This is a genomic window from Pseudomonas sp. GW821-FHT09C08 (assembly GCF_059418125.1).
This window is the reverse complement of record NZ_JBWKPG010000003.1, coordinates 340,574-355,860: the sequence shown is the minus strand read 5'-3', so window position 1 is coordinate 355,860 and position 15,287 is coordinate 340,574. Positions and strand designations below refer to the sequence as shown.

General features: G+C 61.4%; 17 protein-coding genes and 1 pseudogene. 6 read left to right on the top strand and 12 right to left on the bottom strand.

Features of this window, described 5'->3' with window-relative positions:
* Nucleotides 1-142 precede the first annotated feature (142 nt).
* Nucleotides 143-820, top strand: coding sequence for an FKBP-type peptidyl-prolyl cis-trans isomerase (locus tag AC07OJ_RS12650; RefSeq protein WP_120450466.1), 678 nt, complete (start codon nt 143-145; stop codon nt 818-820).
* A 54-nt stretch (nt 821-874) separates the two neighbouring features.
* On the opposite strand, the gene AC07OJ_RS12645 is transcribed toward AC07OJ_RS12650, so the two are convergent.
* The 8 genes and pseudogenes from AC07OJ_RS12645 to AC07OJ_RS12610 form a co-directional block, all read right to left on the bottom strand.
* Nucleotides 875-1,333: an Rsd/AlgQ family anti-sigma factor gene (locus AC07OJ_RS12645; RefSeq protein ID WP_065902409.1), complete on the bottom strand. Its 459-nt coding sequence runs from the start codon at nt 1,331-1,333 to the stop codon at nt 875-877.
* A 210-nt stretch (nt 1,334-1,543) separates the two neighbouring features.
* Complete coding sequence (locus AC07OJ_RS12640) at nt 1,544-2,065, bottom strand: disulfide bond formation protein B (protein WP_065902411.1); 522 nt, start codon at nt 2,063-2,065, stop codon at nt 1,544-1,546.
* 237 nt (nt 2,066-2,302) lie between these two features.
* Nucleotides 2,303-3,544: a heme biosynthesis protein HemY gene (locus AC07OJ_RS12635; protein ID WP_213551300.1), complete on the bottom strand. Its 1,242-nt coding sequence runs from the start codon at nt 3,542-3,544 to the stop codon at nt 2,303-2,305.
* 5 nt (nt 3,545-3,549) lie between these two features.
* On the bottom strand, nt 3,550-4,665 hold the full coding sequence (locus AC07OJ_RS12630; protein WP_065902417.1) for a uroporphyrinogen-III C-methyltransferase: 1,116 nt from the start codon (nt 4,663-4,665) through the stop codon (nt 3,550-3,552).
* Nucleotides 4,666-4,703: 38 nt separating this feature from the next.
* Nucleotides 4,704-5,453, bottom strand: coding sequence for a uroporphyrinogen-III synthase (locus AC07OJ_RS12625; RefSeq protein WP_065902419.1), 750 nt, complete (start codon nt 5,451-5,453; stop codon nt 4,704-4,706).
* Entirely contained in the window at nt 5,450-6,391 is a 942-nt protein-coding gene (gene hemC / locus AC07OJ_RS12620) for a hydroxymethylbilane synthase (protein WP_262133662.1), read from the bottom strand. The genes AC07OJ_RS12625 and hemC overlap by 4 nt, the downstream gene beginning before the upstream one ends.
* A gap of 138 nt (nt 6,392-6,529) precedes the next feature.
* A complete protein-coding gene (locus tag AC07OJ_RS12615) occupies nt 6,530-7,276 on the bottom strand; it encodes a LytR/AlgR family response regulator transcription factor (protein ID WP_065902423.1) in 747 nt (248 codons plus the stop codon).
* Nucleotides 7,273-7,389, bottom strand: a pseudogene (locus AC07OJ_RS12610) (sensor histidine kinase); the annotation flags it as partial. The gene AC07OJ_RS12615 and the pseudogene AC07OJ_RS12610, both read right to left, overlap by 4 nt.
* A 389-nt stretch (nt 7,390-7,778) precedes the next feature.
* Here AC07OJ_RS12610 and argH point away from each other — a divergent pair.
* Nucleotides 7,779-9,173: an argininosuccinate lyase gene (gene argH, locus AC07OJ_RS12605; RefSeq protein ID WP_034110688.1), complete on the top strand. Its 1,395-nt coding sequence runs from the start codon at nt 7,779-7,781 to the stop codon at nt 9,171-9,173.
* A gap of 92 nt (nt 9,174-9,265) precedes the next feature.
* On the opposite strand, the gene AC07OJ_RS12600 is transcribed toward argH, so the two are convergent.
* Entirely contained in the window at nt 9,266-9,925 is a 660-nt protein-coding gene (locus AC07OJ_RS12600) for a glutathione S-transferase family protein (protein ID WP_120450476.1), read from the bottom strand.
* A 126-nt stretch (nt 9,926-10,051) separates the two neighbouring features.
* Here AC07OJ_RS12600 and AC07OJ_RS12595 point away from each other — a divergent pair, with 126 nt between their 5' ends.
* The 3 genes from AC07OJ_RS12595 (at nt 10,052) to AC07OJ_RS12585 (ending at nt 13,785) form a co-directional block, all read left to right on the top strand.
* The gene (locus AC07OJ_RS12595) at nt 10,052-10,336 is read left to right on the top strand and encodes a hypothetical protein (protein WP_106802312.1); all 285 of its coding nucleotides are present in this window, start codon (nt 10,052-10,054) and stop codon (nt 10,334-10,336) included.
* A 185-nt stretch (nt 10,337-10,521) separates the two neighbouring features.
* A complete protein-coding gene (locus AC07OJ_RS12590) occupies nt 10,522-10,776 on the top strand; it encodes a TIGR02647 family protein (RefSeq protein WP_010207442.1) in 255 nt (84 codons plus the stop codon).
* Between the two features lie 168 nt (nt 10,777-10,944).
* Entirely contained in the window at nt 10,945-13,785 is a 2,841-nt protein-coding gene (locus AC07OJ_RS12585; RefSeq protein WP_495094604.1) for a class I adenylate cyclase, read from the top strand.
* Here AC07OJ_RS12585 and rnk read toward each other — a convergent pair.
* The 3 genes from rnk to cyaY form a co-directional block, all read right to left on the bottom strand.
* Nucleotides 13,782-14,195, bottom strand: a complete 414-nt coding sequence (gene rnk, locus AC07OJ_RS12580; RefSeq protein ID WP_010207444.1) for a nucleoside diphosphate kinase regulator — start codon at nt 14,193-14,195, stop codon at nt 13,782-13,784. The two genes, AC07OJ_RS12585 and rnk, sit on opposite strands and share 4 nt — an antisense overlap.
* Nucleotides 14,196-14,326: 131 nt before the next feature.
* Entirely contained in the window at nt 14,327-14,545 is a 219-nt protein-coding gene (locus AC07OJ_RS12575) for a DUF1289 domain-containing protein (RefSeq protein ID WP_120450485.1), read from the bottom strand.
* A 2-nt stretch (nt 14,546-14,547) separates the two neighbouring features.
* A complete protein-coding gene (cyaY, locus tag AC07OJ_RS12570) occupies nt 14,548-14,880 on the bottom strand; it encodes an iron donor protein CyaY (protein ID WP_065902433.1) in 333 nt (110 codons plus the stop codon).
* A gap of 238 nt (nt 14,881-15,118) precedes the next feature.
* Here cyaY and lptM point away from each other — a divergent pair, with 238 nt between their 5' ends.
* Nucleotides 15,119-15,286, top strand: a complete 168-nt coding sequence (lptM, locus tag AC07OJ_RS12565; protein ID WP_017845169.1) for an LPS translocon maturation chaperone LptM — start codon at nt 15,119-15,121, stop codon at nt 15,284-15,286.
* Nucleotide 15,287 lies beyond the last annotated feature (1 nt).

Below are 15,287 nucleotides of genomic sequence, written 5' to 3'. Positions count from 1 at the left end.
ACCGCCGCTAGGGCATGTTGACAGTATCGTTTGCCTTGCGTTGCAACGTACGAAAATTCTTATCGATATAACGAAAATGCGCGGCACTTTTTACGCTCCCACACTGGCATAATCCGTCGCACTTTCGGCGGGAGAAATGCTCATGTCGCGTTACCTTTTTCTTGTGCTTGGCCTGGCAATCTCGATGGCCAATGCGGGCGAGCAATCACCGGCGAAAACCACCGCGCAGGATCAACACGACCTCGCCTACAGCCTGGGTGCCAGCCTCGGCGAACGCCTGCGCCAGGAGGTTCCGGACTTGCAGATCCAGGCCTTGATCGACGGCCTCAAGCAGGCCTATCAAGGCAAACCGCTGGCGCTGGATAACGCGCGCATCGAGCAGCTTCTGGCCCAGCACGAAGCGCAAACCGAAGCCGACGCGCAGGCACCCCAGAGTGAAAAAGCAATGGCCGCCGAACAGCAATTTTTAGCCAAGGAAAAATCCGCAAAAGGTGTGCGCGAACTGGCGGATGGCATCCTGCTTACCGAGCTCACTGCCGGCACGGGCAACAAGCCATTGGCCAGTGATCAGGTGCAAGTGAAATACGTGGGACGCCTTCCCGACGGCACTGTGTTCGATCAGAGCACGCAGCCCCAATGGTTTCGCCTCGACAGCGTGATCAGCGGCTGGAGCAGCGCGCTGCAACAGATGCCAGTGGGCGCGAAATGGCGCCTGGTGATTCCGTCAGCCCAGGCTTATGGCGCCGACGGCGCCGGCGAGTTGATCCCGCCGTATACGCCGCTGGTGTTCGAGATCGAATTGCTCGGTACTCGTCACTGACCCAATAAAAAACGGTGCGCAATGCGCACCGTTTTTTTATCCCGCCAGCAAAGGTCAGGCCTGGGTGGCCGCCTCTTCCTTGTGGGCGTTGTGCAGCACTTCGATCAGGCAATCTTCCAATTCGAAACGCTCATGGAGCAGGCCACCCAGCTCCTTGAATTTTTCGGCGACACAATTACCGGCATCACACAGGTCGGTGAACGCGAGCAATTTTTCGGTGATCACATCGATACGTGGGTAAAGGGTCTCGGCTAATTCCAGACCACGCTGATCATCAAAAGCTTCCGCTTCTTTGGTCAGTTGCTCGTAGACACCGAAATGTCCAGCCGATACGTAGTCCACCAACACAGCGCAGAAATCCTGCAACGGTTCGCGGTTCTCAGCCAGTGCCTCGGGCTTGGCGCCGAGAGCATCAAAGGCCCGAACCAGTTCGTGACGTGCCTTCAACCAGCTGTCGATCAGCTTGTGCACCCCACCCCAGCGTTCCTGAGCATTCTGACAACTTTCCAGCATGATGATCTCTCTTCCCTATAGGGGCGCTGCTGCCTGGTGCCCGCGCAACACTTCAAGGATTAAAGCGGCAGCCGGACAAGGCCACATCTGACAAACGGTTTCATTAACGCGTGCGGGCCAGATTATGCCCGCATGACTGTGGCTTCAAGGTACGCAGGAGAGAAAGTTCATACAAGTGTTTAATCCCCTTCTGCAAAGTGTGACGGCCTTTCAGTGCCGAGCAGGACGCAAACGCTGGCTCGAAATCAGCCGCGAAAACTGCGTAGCGCCCAGGATCAGCATGCCCAGGAAGAACAGCAGGCTCCACTCGGGGAGGCTCAGGTCGAACAACGTCCAGTTGATATCAACGCAATCAACCGTGCCTTTGACGGCCGATTGCAATGCCTGCCACAGCGACAGGTTTTCGATCATGTATTGCAGGCTCGGCCAACAGTCGCCAGCCTGGTCGGGTGCGGCATTTTGCAACAGTACCTGGCGCACGGCAGTGATGGCGCCGAGTAACGCGCAGCCCATGCTCGCCAGACCGTACAGGTAGATGGCAGAACGCTTGGGGCTGTAGAGCGCGGCGGCCAGGTTGATCAGCGTGAAGGCCGCCAGGAAGACCCTTTGCAACTGGCACAGGAAACAAGGCCGCAACGACGCGCCAAATTCCAGGTAGAAGGACGCACCCAACGTCAGCCCACCTGCCAGGAATGCAAGGAAAAACAAGGAACGTGAAGGGGCCAAAGACATGCTTTATCCGCACCGCGAAATATAGGTCAATACGGTAGAGGAAAGGCCCGACCCCTTTCAATACATGCTAGAGCAGACGATTCCGCAAGAGGATAAGGACAACCCGTCAGAGGATGGAAGACTTCAAACTATTGAACGTAGGAGCATGCCTATAAAGGCTCTAGCCAACGCGTTTGCGAGACATTGAAGGGTTGGCTATCAGATTTGTCTGAGCCAACCCTTGGATAACATCCTACTTCAAACTCGCGCAGGTACCGGCAGCGGTGACGCCAGCAACCGGCTATCCAGCAGGCCCAGCCCCTCCTGGAACAGCTGGTTGCTGCGCTCGGTGTCGCCCAGTTGGGCCAGCAACCGCGCCAGTTCGGCACAGGCTTCCGGATTGCGCTGTACCTGCAGGCTGCTCTCCAGGTAGTCACGCGCCTTGCCCCACAGGCTGTTTTGCAGGCACAAGCGGCCCAGTGTCAACAGCAGGCTGGCATCGCCGGGATGGTCCTTGAGCCAACCTTCGGCAAACTTCAACTGGCGGGCGGGATCACTGCCACGCAACAGGCCGTAGAGGCGGATCAGGTGACTGTCGTAGCCGCGCTTGATCGCGCCACGCAGCGCTTCTTCGGCCTTCGCGTCGGCACCCAACTGACGCAACTGCTCGGCATAGGCCAGGACCAATTGCGGCTCCTGCCGCTGCGCAGAGGTGAGTTGTTGCCAGGCCCGCTCAAGTGACTGCAAGCCCGCTTCACCCTGGTCTTCGCGCTGTGCAGCCAGGCTCAGGTTTTCACCCCAGGCGCGGCGCTCGAGTTCGGCCAACTCGCTGGCAGGCAGCACCTTGTCCTTGCGCAGTTCCGGCAGCAGGCGGATCACTGATGACCAGTCGCCCCGCTGCTGATGCAGGCGCTGCAATTGACGCAATACCTGCGCGTTGTGCGGGTGACGTTCGTGCATCGCTTGCAAGGTGGTCAACGCGCCTTCCGTATCGCCTCGGTCCAGCTGCAGCTGCGCGTGGCTCAAGGCAACCGCCAGCTCGGCCTGGGGCTGACGCTCCAGGGCACGTTCGAGCAAGCCGTCAGCCTCTTCGTAGCGGCCTTGCTCATTGGCGGCACGAGCGGCGCCGAGGTAATACAGCAATGGCTGGCGCTCGGCTTCGGCGGCACGGTGCAAATGGCGCTCGGCGCTGGCCCAGCGGCCCTCGGCGAGGTCCATCTGGCCTTGTTCGATGGCAATCTGCACGCGGCGGCTGCGGTTACGCCGCGACCACGGGTTAACCAGACCACCGGAGGTGGTCACCAGGCTCAACAACACGCGGATCAGGTAGATCGCCAGGCCGATGGCAAATACGGCCACCAAGGTGGCCCACAGGCTCGACTCGTAATGCAGCACATGCGGGTAGGTAATCAGCACGTAGCCGGTGTGCTTGGAAATGCCCACGGCCAGTGCCAGGGCGATCGCAATCGCCAGCACCAGGATCACATAGAAACGCTTCATCGGCTCTACTCCTGGGTTGCCGGCGTGCCCGCGGCCGCCTTGGCTTCGTCGGCAGACAGATGACGACGGTCAAGGTACGCCTGCACGGCGGCCAGGCTCGCGGCCAGGTCCGGGGTCACCACCGAGACGGCCTTGGGCTCAAGCTCGGCGATACGTGCCAGCATCGCCTTGCTTTGCGGGTTGTCCTGGTTGAAGTTGTCCTGCAGCACGCTGCGCGCCTCGCCCAGCGAGCGGCTGTAGACCGCCGACTCGCCATTGAGCGCGGCCCACTGTGCTTGCTCCAGGGCCAGGCTCAGGGCCAGGCGTACCTGGTTCAGGCCTTGGCCGGCCAGCAACGGACGGATGTTGTCGTCAGGGTTGAAGTCGATGCGGAAGTACCGCGAAATCTGCTCCCACCACTGGCTCCAACGACTCTCGGTATCGGTGGTCGGGCGTCCTTGGGAAGCGGGATCGGTCAGTTGATATTCAGGGGCGATGGCCGCCAGTTGCACGACCTGGTCACGCAAGGCCGCCAATTGCAGGTACAGCCCGGTGCGGTCCGGCTGCTCAGTGCTGCGCAGCGCGGCCAGGCTCTTGGCCAATTGCTCGCGAGCGGCATACGAGCCCGGATCGCTTTGCTCGCGAAGGATCTCGTCGGCGCCCTGCACCAGCGACTGGGCACTGTTGATGTCCTGCAAGGCCGACAGGCGCAGGCTCGCCAGGCGGATCAAATGCTCGGCCTCAGCCAAACGCCAATCCTGGCGGCTGGCACCCAGCACGGTTTCCAGCCGCTGACTCAAGCGTTGCTGGTCACCCTGCAGTTGCGCGACCAGACGGCGACGCTCCTCCAGCTCATCGGCACCTGGCAACTGGGCCAGGCGCGCCGCCAGTTGCTGCTGGCTTTGCTTGAGGGTCTGGGACTGGTCGTCGAGGGTCTGCACCTGCCCCAGCTGTTGCTGGCTGCTGGCTTGCAAGGCGCGGACCTGCACGATCCCCCAACCGCCTGCGGCAACGCCGGCAGCACCCAGCAGCAGGGCGACGATTGCCAGGCCATTGCCACGGCGCGGCGCGGTGACCGGTGACTCAGCCGGCGCATCGAGTGCGGGCTGGGTTTCATCTTTAGGCAAGGCTGTTTCGCTCACGTATCCGTCCTTTGCGTATCAGAGAGTGGGGGCGGCCGTCACAAGACACAGCTGCCCAACGCCACTAACAAAGCCGCGGCACTCGCGCCGCGACAATCCACCACTTTTTCTGCGCCTGCGGCCCGCGCCATCTCCTGGACTCGCGGACTGGGCACGAACAACGGAAGCCGGGCCACCTGAGACCAATCGGCGCCAGCCAGGGCCTGCAAGTGCAAGAAACCCTGCCCACTGCTGACCACCAGGCCGTTCAGGCGTTCCAACTGGATGCGTTGCATCAGTACTCCCGCCTGATAGTCCGGCAAGAAACGACGATACAACTCCAGATAGTCGACACTAGCACCTTGCTCACGCAAACGCTCAGCCAGCAACTCCCGCCCCCCCTCGCCGCGCAGGATCAACACCCGCGCATCCGGGCGCGCGATAGCCTCGCGCAACGCAGGCAATTGAAGCAAGGCCTCGCTGTCATCGCCAGACTGGGGGTAGTCAACGTTTAGGCCGTGCTCGGCCAACACCTGCGCGGTGGCGCCGCCGACGCTGAACCATGGCAGCTGCGGCCAGGCTTGGGTCAGCTGTTGCACGGCAAGGCGCGCGGCCGGTTTGCTTACCACGATCACTGCGCAGTAACGGTCGAGATGGCGGAACACGGCCTGCTGCTCGGGGGTAACAGCAAAGGGCTCGATGTCCAGCAAGGGTAAGCTGCTGCTGAAGATTCCGGCGTCTGATAATGCCGAAGCCAGGGCTGCTGATTCCTCGGCAGGCCGCGTCAGCAGCAGTCGCCATCCGGTCACTGCGGGCCGGCCTCGCCATAGACTTTTTGCAGGATGGCGCCAGCGCCCTTGTCCAGCAGCTCCTCCGCCACCTGGATCCCCAGGGCCGTGGCATCACGCTGCGGACCACGCACCTCGGCAGTCAGCAGGGTGCCGCCATCCGGATCGCCTACCAGGCCACGCAGCCACAGATTGTCGCCTTCGAGCACGGCGTAGCAGGCAATCGGCACCTGGCAGCCGCCGTTGAGGTGCTTGTTCAGGGCGCGTTCGGCCGTGACGCGCACTTCGGTGTCGTGGTGGTCCAGGGGTTTGAGCAAGGCGTGAATTTCAGCATCGGCGGTGCGGCATTCGATGCCCACTGCGCCTTGCCCACCGGCCGGCAGGCTGTCCTCGACACTGATGGCCGAGGTGATGCGGTCTTCGAAACCCAAGCGGATCAAGCCGGCCGCGGCGAGGATGATAGCGTCATATTCGCCGGCATCCAGCTTGGCCAGGCGGGTGTTGACGTTGCCGCGCAGGAAACGAATCTGCAGGTCCGGGCGGCGAGTGAGCAACTGTGCCTGGCGACGCAGGCTGGACGTGCCGACGATGCTGCCCAGCGGCAGCTCATCCAACGACGCGTAGGTGTTGGAAACAAAGGCGTCGCGCGGGTCTTCACGCTCGCAGATGCAAAACAGGCCCAGGCCTTCAGGGAAATCCATGGGCACATCTTTCATCGAATGCACGGCGATGTCGGCTTCGTTTTCCAGCAGCGCGGTTTCCAGTTCCTTGACGAACAGACCCTTGCCGCCGATCTTCGACAGCGGCGAGTCCAGCAGCTTGTCGCCGCGACTGACCATGGGCACCAGGGTCACCTTGAGGCCGGCATGGGCCTGCTCAAGGCGTGCTTTGACGTATTCGGCCTGCCACAAGGCCAAGGCGCTTTTACGGGTGGCGATGCGGATTTCGCGAGAGGACATGGATCAATCCGTACTGAATAGATACGGCAGATAATAACAGCTCAGGCAAATACGCTTTGATTTGAATCAGCAAGTGCGGGGCCTCCCTGGCCGCGTCGCACCGGGATAAGAGGTACAGGCATCGCCGCAGGCCCCAGGCTAAAGCTGTTGCATCATCTTGCGCACACCGGCGACATGGCGTCGGCTGACGATCAATGCATCGCCATTCAGCCCTTTGAGGAACAACTGGAAATGCCCCAGGGGTGTGCGCTGCAAGCGTTCGATTCGCTCGCGGGCCACCAGCGCGTTGCGGTGGATTCGCACGAAGCGGTCGCCGAATTCATCCTCGAGCGCCTTGAGCGGTTCATCGAGCAGCACTTCGCCGCCCTGGTGGCGCAGGGTCACGTACTTGTGATCGGCAATAAAATAGACCACCTCGCCCAGCGGAATCAGCTCGATGCCTTTGCGTGTACGGGCGCTGATGTGGCTGCGTGGCCCGTTACCACTTTGGGCGGCGGGCTGGGTCAGTGCGGCGAGCTGGACACGATTAGGCCGCTCGGCCTTTTTCAGCGCCTTGAGCAACGCCTCGCCAGCCACGGGTTTGGTGAGAAAGCTGACACCGCTGGCTTCGAGCGTGTCGGCGGAAAACTCTTCCTGGGCCGCGCACAGCACCACGGCAGGTGGCGATTCTCGCTCACTCAGGCGGGCGGCAACTTGCAGGCCATCAAGGCCCGGCAGGCGGATATCGAGCAGCACCACATCGGGCTTGAGGCTGTCGATCAACGCCAACGCCTCCTCCCCGTTGGTGGCGCTCGGCTCAAGGACTGTATAACCCTCGAGTTCACTGACCAAACGGCTCAGTCGCTCGCGGGCTTGGGGTTCGTCATCAACGATCAGGACATTCATATTGCGCTGGATTCCTGCGTGAGTCTCGCACAAGGATAGCGTAGACAGGTGCGGTGACTTGCGTCACAGCGATCCACGCTAAGACTAGCGCGAGCGGCAAAAAGTGCCCCGACAGCGGCACCCATATTTACCCGGACCTGTTCAATAGCGCCCAAGACCTGCTGCCTGCGGGCACTGTCGTAGGGTTTGCTGATACACAATCCGAATACCCCCCTTTTTAATGGTTAGTCTGGGCTATGACCGCATCACCCGACTTTGGTGCATTCACACACTATCAGTCCAACTGTAGACGCTCACTGAGACGACATTGCTCAATCGTCAAATATCGTTTCAATAAAGCCTTGTCCCAGTCTCTTCCCGGACGCGTTCGACGGCAAGGCACTTAGCCAGCTTTGAACAAATAAAAATGCCGACGACCCGCAGCACCGCCTCAACGGGCAACCCTGTTATTATCGCTGGCACACTTCCATGCCTCTTTATTAAGCAGATCACGAGCGAATCCATGAGCACCGACAAGACCAACCAGTCCTGGGGCGGCCGCTTCAGTGAACCCGTCGACGCCTTCGTCGCCCGCTTCACCGCCTCCGTCACCTTCGACCAGCGCCTGTACCGCCACGACATCATGGGCTCCATCGCCCACGCGACGATGCTGGCCAAGGTCGGCGTGCTGACCGACGCCGAGCGCGACAGCATCATCGACGGCCTGACCACGATTCGCGGCGAGATCGAAGCCGGTACGTTCGACTGGCGCGTCGACCTGGAAGACGTGCACATGAACATCGAGGCCCGCCTCACCGACCGCATCGGTGTGACCGGCAAGAAGCTGCACACCGGCCGCAGCCGCAACGATCAGGTGGCTACCGATATTCGCCTGTGGCTGCGTGACGAAATCGACCTGATCCTGTCCGAAATCACCCGCTTGCAAAAAGGTCTGCTGGAGCAGGCCGAGCGTGAATCGGACACCATCATGCCCGGCTTCACCCACCTGCAGACCGCACAGCCCGTGACCTTCGGCCATCACCTGCTGGCCTGGTTCGAGATGCTCAGCCGCGACTACGAGCGCCTGGTGGATTGCCGCAAGCGCGCCAACCGCATGCCGTTGGGCAGCGCCGCACTGGCCGGCACCACCTACCCGATCGACCGCGAATACACCGCGCAACTGCTGGGTTTTGACGCCGTGGGCGGCAACTCCCTGGACGGTGTGTCGGACCGTGACTTCGCCATCGAATTCTGCGCCGCCGCGAGCATCGCGATGATGCACCTGTCGCGCTTCTCCGAAGAGCTGGTGCTGTGGACCAGTGCGCAATTCCAGTTCATCGACCTGCCGGACCGCTTCTGCACCGGCAGCTCGATCATGCCGCAAAAGAAAAACCCCGACGTGCCCGAGCTGGTACGCGGCAAAAGCGGCCGCGTGTTCGGCGCGCTGATGGGCCTGCTGACCCTGATGAAAGGCCAGCCGCTGGCCTACAACAAGGACAACCAGGAAGACAAGGAACCGCTGTTCGACGCCGCCGATACACTGCGCGACTCGTTGCGCGCGTTTGCCGACATGATCCCGGCGATCAAGCCCAAGCACGCGATCATGCGTGAAGCGGCGTTGCGCGGGTTCTCCACCGCGACTGACCTCGCGGACTACCTGGTGCGCCGTGGCCTGCCGTTCCGTGACTGCCACGAAATCGTCGGCCACGCCGTGAAATACGGCGTGGACACCGGCAAGGACCTGGCGGAAATGAGCCTGGAAGAGCTGCGTCAATTCAGCGACCAGATCGAGCAGGACGTGTTCGCGGTACTGACCCTGGAAGGGTCGGTGAATGCCCGTAACCACGTGGGCGGCACTGCACCGGCGCAGGTGAAGGCTGCCGTCGCGCGCGGCCAGGCCCTGCTCGCCAGCCGCTAAGCACTCGCTTGCCGGCGATGAGGTCCTTGAGATCGCAGTTGATCTTGAGGCCGCCATCGCCGGCAAGCCGGCTCCTACAAGTGTGAGAATCGCTATTTCTTCGCCGCCACCATGGCCATGAACGCCGGCATCGCCGCTTCCCTGTCCGCCGCCACCTTCTGCGCGTTGGGCATCCCGTGCAAACGTTCCAGCAACGCTTTAGCTTTCGGCATCTCAGCCAGCAGATCCAGGCCAAACAGCTTCTCGCCCACCGCGCAGGCGAGGTTCACGCTGTACATGAAATACAGATCCGCAATCGTGAAGCTCTCCCCCGCCACAAACGGCGCGAATTTACCGTGCCGGCCTAATGAGCCAACCCCGAGCAACAACTCCGCCTTGGATTTTTCCTTGATCGCCTCCGGCACCGGCATGCCGAAAAAGGCTTCGGCGAAACAGGCGCGAGCCGGCAATTCGATATACAGCTCGATTTCTCGGCACAGCGCCAGCACTTGGGCGCGCTGGAACGGCTCGGCCGGGAGCAGGGAAGGCCCTTCCTGGGTTTGCTCGATGTATTCGAGGATCACGCTGGTTTCGTTGATAAAGCCCTGCTTGACGCCCAGCACCGGGACCTTGCCGCGCGGGCTGACCGCCAGGGCTTCAGGGGTTTGCCCGGCGTAAAAAGGCACCTCTTCGAAAGGCAGCCCCTTCTCCAGCAACGCCAGCTTGACCATGTTGTAGTAGTTGCTGACCGAGAATCCGTAGAGCTTGAGCATTGCGATTGCCTCCAGGCCGGGAATGGGGTTGGCTGCAAGCGTTATAGCTCCCCGGGCCTGGCCTTGCCAGCAGCATCAACCGCTTGAATGGGGGTAGACTGGCGCCCTTTCCTACAGGAGCCTGCCATGAGCGAGCCGACCGATATCGACAGCGACGAAGAAGAGTTCACCGAAAGTACGCTGACCCAGGCCATCGAAAACCAGATCGAAAGCGACAACCCGCCTGCCGCCAAAGCCACCTTCAACAAACTGACGCTGGTGGGCTATGAGCGCGACGACATTCTGAATCTCATGGCCCATGTGCTGGCCGTGGAAATCGACAAGATGCTCGAAGAAGACCGCGCATTCGATACCGAATGGTACGAAACAGCGCTGCGGGCACTCCCAGAGCTGCCTCCGGAAAACAACTAAGTCCACAGACCTGGCAGGAGCCAGCCTGCGCGCGAAAATCGTCAACGCCAACGCGAGCAGCGTGAATACACGCGGCGCTCTCAGGTTTTTCGCGAGCGCGCTTGCTCCTACTGGACAGCCCGGCAAAGTGCGTTCACCTTATGCCCTGCTAGCCTCTAATAAATTTTAGAAAGTCTGGAGTCCTTATGTCGTATACCCCTGAGTTGGTTGCCGAACTGGAAATCCTTGTACTCTTCCCCTTGGACAGCACCAAGGAAGGTCTGAAAGTCCACCAGACCGCCGCTCCCACTGCCATCGCCGCTGCCAAACGCCTTCATGCGAAAGGACTTATCGACCAGCCAGACGGGGGCTACCTGACCAGCCTTGGCCGGGACGCTGCAGAGCAGGCTCAAACGCTGCTGACCATCCTCACCACTGCCACCACCAAAGAAGCTGCCTGATCCCTGAGACCGCCCATGGAGTCCGCGCTCTGCGGATTCCGGGGGCGTTGCTGTGGACGCCACAAAATTCTGGCGCCAAAAACAATTTCCCTCTAAACCTCCTACGCTACTGGCTGTAAACTCCGACACGGCCGCCCACGTTGGGCCCTGCGAGCCAACGAATTCGACATGACCCGCACCCACGAAATCCGCCCCGACCTGGACGAAGGCATTGACCGCAAGGTACTGGCCCAACTGCGCGCGCGTTTCATGGCCCTCAATGAAGGCCGCATGGCCCGCGCCGTCGAGGGGCTGACGCCACGCCAGCAAAGCGTGTTGACCCTGTTGCCGCTGTTCTTTCACGTCAATCACCCGCTGCTGCCAGGCTATGTCTCGGGCAGCACGCCTGCGGGGCTCTCAAATTTCGAACCCGACGCCCAAGCCCTGACCGAAGCCCAGCGTCTGACTCGCTCGTTCTCCTACAAGCCACGCCATGGCAACCCGCCACGGCCGATTCATGGATTGTTCCTGATGGGCAGCCTCGGCACCCTGGCCCAGGCGGATCAGAGCGATATGGACGTGTGGGTGTGCCATGCGCCGGACCTCGGCGAAGCCGAGCTGGCCGAACTGCGCAAAAAATGCCAGCTGCTGGAAGCCTGGGCCCTGAGCATGGGCGCCGAAGCGCACTTCTTCCTGATCGAGCCGACGCGCTTTATGCTCGGCGAGCGCGACACGCAACTGAGCTCCGACGACTGCGGCACCACCCAGCATTACCTGTTGCTGGACGAGTTCTACCGTACCGCCATCTGGCTGGCCGGGCGCACGCCGATCTGGTGGCTGGTGCCGGTGTACGAAGAAACCCGCTATGCCGAGTTCACCCATACGCTGATTTCCAAGCGCTTTATCCGCGCCGATGAAACCCTCGACCTCGGCCACCTGGCGCACATTCCCCCGGGCGAATTCATCGGCGCCGGGCTGTGGCAGCTGTTCAAGGGCATCGAGTCACCCTACAAGTCGGTGCTCAAGCTGCTGCTGACCGAGGTTTACGCCAGCGAGCACCCGAACGTGCAGTGCCTGAGCCTGCGCTTCAAGCGCGCGGTGTTCGCCAACCAGATGGACCTGGATGAGCTCGACCCGTACATCGTGGTCTACCGTCGCATCGAGGAATACCTCAAGGCTCGTCATGAGCCGGAACGCCTGGAACTGGTACGGCGGGCGCTGTACCTGAAGGTCAACCGCAAGCTGACCGTCGGCCAGCGCGCGACCAGTTGGCAGCGGCTGTTGCTGGAGCGCCTGGCGCATGAGTGGGGCTGGGACCAACGCCAGCTGGCGCTGCTGGACAGCCGCAGCCAGTGGAAAGTACGCCAGGTGGCGTCCGAGCGCCGCGCCCTGGTCAACGAGCTGAACTACAGCTATCGCTTCCTGACCCAGTTCGCCCGCACCGAACAGACCGTCAGCCTGATCAACAAGCGCGACCTCAATGTGCTGGGCCGGCGCCTGTATGCCGCCTTCGAACGCAAGGCCGGCAAGGTCGAATTCATCAACCCCGGCATCGCCCCGGACCTGGCCGAAGATACCCTCACCCTGGTGCAATCGCCCAATCGCAAGGAGCCGGGCCAGCACCATTGGGGCTTGTACAACGGCAACCTCACGGCCTTGGAATGGGAACACTTCGCGCCGATCAAGCGCAGCCGTGACCTGCTGGAAATGCTCACCTGGTGTCACCGCAACGGCGTGATCGACAGCAGCACCCGGCTGGCGCTGCATCCAGGCGTCAGCGACATGACCGAGTTCGAGTTGTTCAACCTGCTCGGCAGCCTGCAACAGACCATCGCCCTGCCGCTGGCCAGCGTCGATGAGGAACGCCTGCTGCGCTCGGCGGTGCCCGAGGAGGTGTTGTTGCTGATCAACGTCGGCGTCGACCCGCTCAAGCATCACCGCGACCTGAATATCCTGATGACCACCGAGCGTACCGACTCGCTGAGTTATGCCGGGGTGCGCGACAACCTGGTGCTGACCCTGGACCAGGTCACGCTCAATAGCTGGAACGAGGTGATGGTCAGTCGTTACGACGGCCCCCATGCGCTGCTCGACTGCCTGCGCGACTACCTCAACCAACTGCCGGCCGACCATCTGCCGCGGCTGCGGGTGCGCTGTTTCTGTCACAACCGTGCGCAGTTCATTGCCCAGCGCGTCGAAGAAATCTTCGACACCGCGCAGAACCTGCTGCTCGGCCAGGGCAATCACCGCTACCTGCTCCAGGTACAGCAGCACTATCACGTGATGGAATTGACGCCGGGCCAGGCCACCCATGTGTCGCTGGCGACCCAGGACGCGCTGATTGCCTACCTCAGCGAAGAATTGGCCAGCTACAGCCCGCTGCACCTGGACGCCATGGCCCTGGAAGACCACGACCTGGCCTTGTTGCTGCCGATGGGCATGGCCGATTGCGTGCAGGTGTTCTACCGGGTCAACGAAGGTTTCGCCGAGCTGTATGTGCTGGATGAGTTCAACGCGCTCTGGCAGCAACGCTTGCCGTTCCATGATGAGCAGAGCTTGTTGGCGCCGTTGCAGCGCTTCCTGCAATCGATCATTTATCGCCGGGATGCGCTGTCACCGCTGGACCCGCAACAACCGCTGGGCGAGGTGCAAATCTTTTATTACCAGCTGTTGCCGTCGGGCAGCAGTCGCGCACGCGGCATCGAGCCGCGGCCGGCACCGCAAAACCCGACAAACAAACCGTTTTATGACGTGCAGGCGATTATTGGCAAGGCGGCGCCCGGCCAAGTGGGCATTACCCTGTACTGCAATCAGCGGGAGTTTTGCGAACTGGAGTTTGGCGACCAGCTGTTTGCAGTGGTCGCCCAGGAGATTGTCGGGCAACGTCGGGAAGCCGAACGTTACCGCTGCTACATCACCGACCTGGACCTGTCGGGCCTGCTCGGTGATGTACAGAGCCCGAGCAATTTGTACCTGCGCTACAAGGCCGAGCTGGAGCTGTCGCTCAATGCGGCGCTGAGCCAGATTTAGAGAGGAAAGGCGCCGCCATCCTTGGGCTGGCCTTCAACGCTGAGCAATTCGAGCTTGAGCGTCTTGCCGCCTGGTGCTGGCCAGTCGATATGCTGGCCCACCTGCAGGCCGAGCAACGCGCTGCCGACCGGCGCCAGGATCGAGATCTTGCCTTCGTCGGCGTTGGCGTCCTTGGGGTAGACCAGGGTCAGGTGGTAGTCCTTGCCGCTGCCTTGCTCACGGCAATGCACGCTGGAGTTCATGGTCACGACACCCGCAGGCACTTCATCGTGACCGACCACGTCTTCGGCGCGGTCGAGTTCGGCTTGCAACGCTTCGACGCCGGGAGACTCGTCGCCCAAGCGGTCGATCAGTTGCTCCAGACGCTGCACGTCAAGACGGGTAAGAATGATGGACGGTGCGGTGGTCATGATTCAGGCAGACTCCTTTTTTCTGCACAAAAAAGCAAAACCCCGCCAGGAAAAGGCGGGGTTCTCACGGGCCTCGATGAGTTGAGGCGTACCCGGACACTACCACAGCGTCACAAATAAACAAGACGACCTCAGGCGCGCGCCCTGCGCTGCTCGGCATCCAAGCAGATCACCCGGCGCCGGGCATCATCGGCGGAGCGCCATTCACGGATGTCTTCCACGTGGCGAAAGCAACCAAGGCAGACTTTATGCTCGTCCAGACGACACAAACTGATACAAGGTGACGGCACCGCCGGGCTGACATTACTGAACAGCGGCTTCGGCGGGCGGACAGGTGCAGGCTGGGTCACGGTCAGATCTCGTCGAAATCCAGCTCGGCGCCGGTATATTCGTGGACCAGGCGCGCGACCATCTCGCCCAACAGCTCTTCACTCTTGTCACACTGCCATTTGCCGCTTTCTTCTTCGTAGTCGAAGTGCACGCCACCGGAGCGCGCCGCCAGCCACAGCTGACGCAGCGGCTCCTGGCGGCTGAAGATCAACTGCTGGCCGCTCTCGAACTTGACGGTCAGCACGCCGGCCGAGTTTTCCAGGTCCACGTCCAGGCCGCTGTCGTCGAAAATATCTTCCAGTGCCTGCTGGGTCGAATCCACCAGGTCGTGAAAACGGGCTTCGGTCAAACTCATTGTGGCAACCTCAAAAGTGTCTGGTTTTGCTCAAGCGCCGCACGATACGGGCGAGCCTCGCCGATTGCAAAGGATACCGATTTCATCACGATCGACGGAATGAAATATCCCCATAGAGCGTAGGACGTTTCCCGACTATCTCGGCAAACCCCCGCTGGACGGGTATTCCAGCGCATAGGCAAGCTGGCGGGTGGTCGGTATACTCGGGCGCAATTAATGCATATTCAAGGATTTCGCCATGAAGCGCCTGATCTCTTCCCTTGCTGCGCTCGTCGCGGTCGCCTGCCTCGTTAGTGCCTGTGGTCAAAAAGGCCCGCTGTACCTGCCCGATGACAGCAAAGATCCGAATGAACAGGCGCAATCGTCGCAAAAACCCGCTAAAGCGCATAAGCACGACACCTACTAAG